Genomic DNA, 5,305 nt, shown 5'->3' on the forward strand with positions numbered 1-5,305 from the left:
GAGGCGGCGAGCCAGTGTTCCCAGAGGATCGCTCACTCCAGTACTACCTCGCACGCTGGCAGGCTTAACTTCCGTGTTCGGGATGGGTACGGGTGTCACCCTGCCGCTCTGGCCGCCTTAATGCCGACCGATGGATTCGAACCATCTGGACTCGTATCGCGAGTCCACACCAGTGTCGGTGTGCCAGTCGAATCTCTAATGCGTACATTCGACTATTGTTGCGCACGCAATCCAGCTTCCGCCTGAACCCGTTCGACCGTGGGTCACTTCTTGGTAGTCTCGATCCCCATCACGGCATCCACTGTGACACGGGTTGGGTAGTCACGTGACACTATGCTCGTGTATGAGTGTGGCTTTGGACTGTTAGTGCTCGCGGGCTCACACCTCGTTGCCTCGGTGCGTACACCCCGAGTCTATCGAACTCGTCTTCTACGAGTGTCCTCGGCGGTACTTCTTTTTGAGGTAGGTTTCGAGCTTAGATGCGTTCAGCTCTTACCCTGCGGTGCGTGGCTGCTCGGCATCTGCCCTTTCGGACAACCGATACACCAGCGGCACCCATTCGTAGTTCCTCTCGTACTATACGAACGTTCCTCTCAAGTACCAATACACCCCCAATAGATAGCAGCCGACCTGTCTCACGACGGTCTAAACCCAGCTCACGACCTCCTTTAATAGGCGAACAACCTCACCCTTGCCTGCTTCTGCACAGGCAGGATGGAGGGAACCGACATCGAGGTAGCAAGCCACCCGGTCGATATGTGCTCTTGCGGGTGACGACTCTGTTATCCCTAAGGTAGCTTTTCTGTCATCAACGGGCCCCATCCAGGAGCCTCGTTGGTTCGCTAGACCACGCTTTCGCGTCAGCGTCACTCGTTGGGAATGACACTGTCAGACTTCCGTTTGCTCTTGCGCTCTTCTCCGGGTTTCCGACCCGGATGAGGAAATCTTTGGGCGCGCTCGATATCTTTTCGAGCGCGTACCGCCCCAGTCAAACTGCCCGGCTACCGGTGTCCTCCGCCAGGAGTGAGAGTCGCAGTCACTAACGGGTAGTATTTCACTGGTGACTCGGTGGCCCGCTAGCGCGGGTACCTGTGTAATGTCTCCTACCTATGCTGCACATCAGCGACCACGTCTCAGCGACAGCCTGCAGTAAAGCTCTATAGGGTCTTCGCTTCCCCTTGGGGGTCTCCAGACTCCGCACTGGAACGTACAGTTCACCGGGCCCAGCGTTGGGACAGTGACGCTCTCGTTGATCCATTCATGCAAGCCGCTACTGAAGCGGCAAGGTACTACGCTACCTTAAGAGGGTCATAGTTACCCCCGCCGTTGACGGGTCCTTCGTCCTCTTGTACGAGGTGTTCAGATACCCGCACTGGGCAGGATTCAGTGACCGTACGAGTCCTTGCGGATTTGCGGTCACCTATGTTGTTACTAGACAGTCGGAGCGTCCGAGTCACTGCGACCTGCTCGATGAAAAGCAGGCATCCCTTCTTCCGAAGGTACGGGACTAACTTGCCGAATTCCCTAACGCCGGTTGTTCCCGACAGGCCTTGGCTTTCTCTGCCTGAGTACCTGTGTCGGATCTCGGTACGGTCGCCGTGCGCCTTTTCACGGGCTCTCGGTACCAGCGACTTGCGCTGTCTCGTGCTTCGATCGCTTCGTGCCGTTACGGCGTCCACGATCTTCCACGATTCGACGAGGCGAAGGCCTCGCTCGCTGTTTCCCAAAGCGTCGGCTGAATGCACGGTGGCACTGGAATATTAACCAGTTTCCCTGGTTGTCCCAGTCGAGTTACGGTGGGACTTAGGACCGGCTAACCCTCGGCTGAGTGGCAGTGCCGAGGAACCCTTACTCGTAAGGCCGTCGGGGTTCGCACCCGACTCTCGCTGCTACTGTGACCAGGATTTTCGTCACTAATCGGTCCACGCGAGCTCTCGCCCGAGCTTCCGCCCGATCAGTGCGCCAAGCCTACTAGGTCGTCCTGTGATGGACGCTGCCAGGTCTCGGTGGTGGATTTGAGCCCCGATCATTTTGGGCGCCTCGAACCTCGGCCGGTAAGCTGTTACGCTTTTCTTAGAGGGTAGCTGCTTCTAAGCTCACCTCCCGGCTGTTTAGGGCTCGAGACCACCTTCGGTTGCACTTAATCCACACTTGGGGACCTTAACCCGGCTCTGGGTTGTCTCCCTCACGGACCACAGGCTTACCCCGCAGTCCGGATTCCCAACGTCTACGGCGTCTGCAAGTTTGGAGTTCGACAGGAAGGCCGACTCCTCTCGGAGGCGGGACTTCCAATCGGTCGCTCTACCTCGCAGACTACCTCGGTTGAGGTCATGCTTCGACATGTTTCGGCTGGAACCAGCTGTTGCCGAGTTCGATGGGCCTTTCACCCCTACGCACGAGTCACGGGAGGGTATTGTAGGACACCAACCCTTGCAGGCTTCCACGCAGCTTTCGCCACGCTTCACCTTGCTCGCGCGTAGATCACTCGGTTTCGGGTCGCATCAGTATGACTCCCCGCGCTTGAACACGGTGGCCCTGGTCCGGATGGACTGCGGCCGTATCGGTTTCCCTGTGCCTGCCTGGATACTCCAGTTAGGCTTGCCATACAAATGCACTCCCTGGGTCGTTTTTCAAAACGCACGACGCGACATCGGCTTCCCAAGAGTCCTACTGGTGGGTCGCCCCACGCTCGTTTTTCTTGGGACCTTGTATGCCCCGTCGTTCTATCACTGACTGAGTTCAGGCCCTATTGCACCGCCCTGTTCGGGGTGCTTTTCAGCGTTCGCTCACGCTACTTGTTCGCTATCGGTCTCGAGGAGTGTTTAGTCTTCGCAGTTGATGCCTGCGAGATTCACGAGGAATATCCAATCCTCGCTACTCTGGAGGTAGCCCGGGAACACGCTCTCGCGATACGGGACTGTCACCCTGTATCGTACTCCGTTCCAGGAGATTTCTCGTGAGATTGTGTTCCGTTATGGCTAGTCCGAACACCACATTTCCTTGCGGATTCGGTTTGGACTGTGTCGCGGTCACTCGCGGTTACTGACGACATCACTATTGTTTTTTGTTCCTGCTCCTACTGAGATGTTTCAATTCGGAGCGTTCCCCATTGCGCGAAGCAATTGCGGTGGGGATTCCCATTCGGAGATCCCGAGTTCTTAGTCTCCGTGCGACTCCCTCGGGCTTTTCGCAGCTTGGCACGTCCGTCGTCGGCTCTCGAGCCGAGCCATTCACCAGCCAGTACAGTAGCCAGTTTGAGTGTCGTGTGTTACTGGTCTGTTGTGTACAGTGGTTGCTGTTGCAGTTGCAAGTTAAGTTGCTCTTGCTGTTTGGTGATCTGAGACGTCCACGTGTGATCCGTTCGGTTGAACGGGTTCAGTGGGCGTCTGGATTGCGTGCGTACAATGGTCGTCATTGAACGTCCGGTGGCGGCCGGAGCGTTCGTCGAACCCTTCCCATCCGCGCTTTCACGGGATGGTGCATCAGTTCGTGTCCACTCCAGTCGAGTGTGTGCCCACACTTAAGGGGCACGTTCTGTGTCGAGTGGAGTGGGGGATGGACCCGCTGGGATTTGAACCCAGGGCGTCCTCCTTGCAAAGGAGGTGCTCTACCGCTGAGCTACGGGCCCAGTTAGCCTTGATGGTTCTAGGGTGCCTGTCTGGTGTGTAGTGTGCCACGATCGGGCCAGGCGATGAGTGAAAGTTGAGCCACCCCGTCGGGGTGGTCTCGGTCTGTAGGAGGTGATCCAGCCGCAGATTCCCCTACGGCTACCTTGTTACGACTTAAGCCCCCTTGCGAAGCCCAGATTCGACTGTGGTGACACAGCCTCATCCGGACCTCACTCGGGTGCTTTGACGGGCGGTGTGTGCAAGGAGCAGGGACGTATTCGCCGCCCTCTTGTGAAAGGCGACTACTACCGAATCCAGCTTCGTGAGGGCGAGTTTCAGCCCTCAGTCCGAACTACGACCAGGTTTCGGAGATTAGCGCCCTCTTTCGAGGTTGCAACCCATTGTCCTGGCCATTGTAGCCCGCGTGTAGCCCAGCTCATTCGGGGCATACTGACCTACCGTTGCCCGTTCCTTCCTCCAGTTTGGCACTGGCAGTCCTCCTAATGTACCCAGCCAGTCGGAACTGCTGCTGGCAATTAGGAGTGCGGGTCTCGCTCGTTGCCTGACTTAACAGGACGCCTCACGGTACGAGCTGACGGCGGCCATGCACCTCCTCTCTACAGCGTCGTGGCGAGGTCATCAACCTGACCGTCATCACTGTAGTCGGAGCTGGTGAGATGTCCGGCGTTGAGTCCAATTAAACCGCAGGCTCCTCCGGTTGTAGTGCTCCCCCGCCAATTCCTTTAAGTTTCATCCTTGCAGACGTACTTCCCAGGCGGTTCGCTTCTCGGCTTCCCTACGGCACAACACAGGCGCGTAGCCTGTGTCACACCTAGCGAACATCGTTTACGGCTAGGACTACCCGGGTATCTAATCCGGTTCGAGACCCTAGCTTTCGTCCCTCACTGTCGGATCCGTTTTCTCGAGGTGCTTTCGCCATCGGTGGTCCGTCCGGGATTACGGGATTTCACTCCTACCCCGGACGTACCCCTCGAGCCTTCCGGTCCCAAGCCTCGGAGTTTCCGCCGGACGCCCACACGTTGGGCGTGTGGATTTCCCGACGGACTTTCGAGGCCAGCTACGGACGCTTTAGGCCCAATAAGATCGGCCATCACTTGAGCTGCCGGTATTACCGCGGCGGCTGGCACCGGTCTTGCCCAGCTCTTGTTCGTGTACCGCCCTACGGTACACAAAAGCGAGGACGATATGCCCTCGCACTCGGAGTCCCCTTATCGCACGTGCGTGCAGTGTAAAGGTTTCGCGCCTGCTGCGCCCCGTAGGGCCCGGAATCTTGTCTCAGATTCCGTCTCCGGGCTCTTGCTCTCACAACCCGTACCGATTATGGGCACGGTGGGCCGTTACCCCACCGTCTACCTAATCGGCCGCAGCCACATCCTACAGCGCGGGAGCGTTTGTGCCTCTTGGCATTCCAGCGTGAGAGGGGTATGACGAATTAGCCTCAGTTTCCCGAGGTTATGCGTCTCTGTAGGGTAGTTTGGCCACGTGTTACTGAGCTATTTGCCGCGAGTGTGAACTCGCACGACTAGCATGGCTAAATCGGACTCCGATAGCAATGGCCTCCGGCAGGATCAACCGGAATGGGTCTCCCCCGTAGTGGGGGAGGGGTGTGGCGGGATTTCCCTCTCGGAGAGAGGGAGATCACCATATATCATTGCGTGGTCCGTTCGTGGTTCAGT

Annotated in this window: 1 tRNA gene and 3 rRNA genes; all 4 read right to left on the reverse strand. The window is 57.7% G+C overall.

Annotation, left to right across the window (positions count from 1 at the left end):
* Nucleotides 1-120 (reverse strand): 5S ribosomal RNA (gene rrf, locus D3D02_RS17795); the annotation flags it as partial.
* Nucleotides 121-344: 224 nt separating this feature from the next.
* Nucleotides 345-3,258: ribosomal RNA gene (locus D3D02_RS17800) — 23S ribosomal RNA — on the reverse strand.
* Nucleotides 3,259-3,556: 298 nt separating this feature from the next.
* A tRNA-Ala gene (locus D3D02_RS17805) sits at nucleotides 3,557-3,628 on the reverse strand.
* Nucleotides 3,629-3,735: 107 nt separating this feature from the next.
* Nucleotides 3,736-5,208 (reverse strand): 16S ribosomal RNA (locus D3D02_RS17810).
* Between the last annotated feature and the right edge of the window lie 97 nt (nucleotides 5,209-5,305).

It is taken from the genome of Halobellus sp. Atlit-38R (assembly GCF_003665925.1).
Taxonomy (GTDB): Archaea; Halobacteriota; Halobacteria; order Halobacteriales; family Haloferacaceae; genus Haloquadratum; species Haloquadratum inordinatus.